The 2,803-nt window shown below is 55.9% G+C and carries 2 protein-coding genes; both read right to left on the bottom strand.

Annotated elements, in window-relative coordinates; genetic code table 11:
- Positions 1–77 precede the first annotated feature (77 nt).
- On the bottom strand, positions 78–821 hold the full coding sequence (locus RMSM_RS16820) for an arginyltransferase (RefSeq protein ID WP_008698667.1): 744 nt from the start codon (positions 819–821) through the stop codon (positions 78–80).
- Positions 822–1,222: 401 nt separating this feature from the next.
- Positions 1,223–2,581 carry a DUF1598 domain-containing protein gene (locus RMSM_RS16825; RefSeq protein WP_081614190.1) on the bottom strand — a complete coding sequence of 453 codons (1,359 nt, stop codon included), beginning with the start codon at positions 2,579–2,581 and terminating at the stop codon, positions 1,223–1,225.
- Positions 2,582–2,803 lie beyond the last annotated feature (222 nt).

A 2,803-nucleotide genomic window follows, 5' to 3' on the forward strand; every position in this document is an offset into this window, starting at 1 on the left:
TGGACGGTGCAAGCATCGTTTCACCAGCCCTCCCCGGCCGCATCCTGCGGCCGACCCTCCCAGGAGGGAGGGTGAAGTTAAGTCTTGTCGAAATCAATCCATTTGCCGTCAATCAGTCGCTGCTGCGGTTTGAATCTGGACTTGTAATTGAGATGATCGTTTTCGGCGACATACATGCCCAAGTAAACGTAGCGGCGACCGGTCGCAGCCGCCCATTCGATCTGCTTTAACACCGCGTACGTCCCGAGACTGTATCGACCATGCTCGGGACGAAAGTGGGTGTAGACGGCCGACGTGCTTTCGCGGCCCAGGTCCACAATGGAAACCGCGATCAATTCACCATCTTTCCAAATCGACAACTCTCGAGTCTGGCAGCACGAGTCGGCCAGGAAGGACCGATAAGCATCTTCGTCCACCGGTTCGTCGCTCAGCCCTAAGTTTCGGACTTGCCGATGTTGGTTAAAGATTTCAACACGAAGTGAATCGACACTTGGTGGATTCCATTGGCAACTCAGATCTTGATCGCCTCGCCGCAGCACACGCTTGAACGATTTGGTCAGCCGAAAGGTAGAGACGTCAATCCGCGTCGGTCGACATTCTTGGCAGGCGGGACACTGAGTGCGGTAGACAAAATCGCCGCTTCGGCGAAACCCCATCACCAACATTTGATCGGTAATTTCCGGGGTGACGTTACCAATCGGCAGCCTCAGAGGCATCCTCGCGACGGCTTCGTCGAGGTAGGGACACGGCTGTAATTGGTCCTGGACCACGACGAGTCGACACTCGTCGTTGGGCATGCGAAATTCACTGGGCCGATTCATGAGCGTTCCGTACCGGTGCGTTGGGGAGCGATAGCACGGAACTTATCATACGCCCGCCAAGAGGCATTGGCGCGGTCGAATGAGCTTTTAGATCGGTGGATGTAGTGGATCTTGCCAAAGATCCTCAGGCAAGCCCAGCGAGATGACGGGCTAGACGGCCATTTCACCTCGTTACCAGGCTCCTGCTTGGTAACGCACTGCTCCGGAGGCTCCTGCCTGCTCTTTTTCACTCTTGGTGGGTGTCTGAGAACCAGGGATACAGCAACGCAGTTTGAGTGTTCGTTGCGTCATTGATTTGTCCTCTTTCGCGGAATTGCGTTCTGATCGCGGAGCGATCAACGACGATCACAGGCTGGAAGCCTATTCCACATTTCGCTACTGGGAGCAGCGAAGAACGGGGATCAGTCCCACCACCATTGGCCCTGTTTCAGACCGGCGGGGCCAGCTTCGCTGCGGGTTTTCACAACACGACCGTCAGTGTCTTTGCTGACGTGTTCGGGTTTGAGTGCTTGTCGTGGTTGGACGTTCACGCCGCCACCAAGCGGTGTCATCAGCGTATTGCCACGCCACACGGCATTCACAGCGGTTTCGACTTGTTCGGGGGCGGTGTAGGTTTCGACGGGAACCATCGTTTCGTCTTGCAACACCGGCATCGACCAGTCGGCTTGACCGTAAAAATCTTGCTCTTGGATGTAGGCGGCGGCGACAGCGACGTCGATCAATTGAGCAAGCTCCGCATAGATGCGAACCTTTTTCGCGATCTCGGGATACGCCGTCGTAAAATCTTTACAGAACGTTTGGCTGGCGCGGTTCACTTTGCCTGCGATCTGCATGCGACGTCCATCGGCAACGCGTTCGTTGGCCCCGACAAGCTCGACACCTCGTTCGTTGATTCGCATCGCCAATCCGTCTTCGCTGACCGAGATCGCGTCGTAATTAGGTTGAAAGTACCAACGCTCCATCGCGTTCGCCGCAACAAGATTTGGGTTCGCTCGATCGACGTAACTTTGCAGCCGTACGGGCGGTCGCTCCAACCCGATGCCAATCAATTTCATGCGGTAATCGGCCTCAACCAACACGCGGGCAAAGTGAGTGGAATTGGGAATGCCGTTGATCGTGACCGTTTGCAGCCCCAAGTTGTCTTTCAGTCCCATCGCCAATCGCTCCGCGTCGCTGGGTTGGACTCGTCCGCGAACCGAGGCCAAGAATCGCTGCATCCGCTGCAATCCTTCGGTGGTGGGATCAATCGAAACGCTGATCAGCGAAGTTGGTTTCGCACTTGGTGCGTAGGCTCGCAGGGCAGTCACCAGGTCTTCGAGCAAAACGGTCGGTTTCCCAGACTGAATGCCTACCAAGCGTTCGGTGGGATCGGCGACGAACCCTTCGGCAGGCCCCGCGACGACGATGTCTTTGGTGTCAGGGTAGAAAAAGACGTATTGCAATGACGTCAAACCGGCCAACGCCTGCATGTCCTCGGAAATCGTGCCGCCAGCTTCGAGTCGCTCGGCGATGGCCGCTTCGAGTCGGTTTAGGGAGACTTTTCGCAATTTGCTCGTCTGCATGACGCCCGTGTCGGCTTGATTGCGAGCTTCGATCAGTCGTTGATTGGCCAGACGAGGGTCAAATTGTTTGACTTTCAAGATCCCCTGGGCGTCCACGTCGACACCTGCCAACTGAGTCTGGGCCGAGACCTGGCCGGTTCCCAAGGAGAACAGGGCGGCGAAAACAACGAGGGCAGCAATACGATTTGTTTTTTTCATCACTCAGCCTGAAGAGGCGACTTTGCGAAAAGATGGGTGAATTGCGCAGCTTATAGAGCTCGCGTCCTTTGACAATAATCGCCGCAGGGCGCTGCATCAACAAATGAAAGGCGGATATCAGCTATTCCGAGGCGGATTGGGAAAGTTTTAGCAGTTGCAGCGAATTTGCGAGGCCGCTGGCGGATTCCATGACGATGCTCGCGGGGATCGTTGAGCTAGATG

Source organism: Rhodopirellula maiorica SM1 (assembly GCF_000346295.1).
Classification (GTDB): Bacteria; Planctomycetota; Planctomycetia; order Pirellulales; family Pirellulaceae; genus Novipirellula; species Novipirellula maiorica.

Excerpts from the sequence above, each read along its gene's own strand:
- RMSM_RS16820 (WP_008698667.1), bottom strand. The coding sequence starts at position 821 with ATGAATCGGCCCAGTGAATTTCGCATGCCCAACGACGAGTGTCGACTC.
- RMSM_RS16825 (WP_081614190.1), bottom strand. The coding sequence starts at position 2,581 with ATGAAAAAAACAAATCGTATTGCTGCCCTCGTTGTTTTCGCCGCCCTG.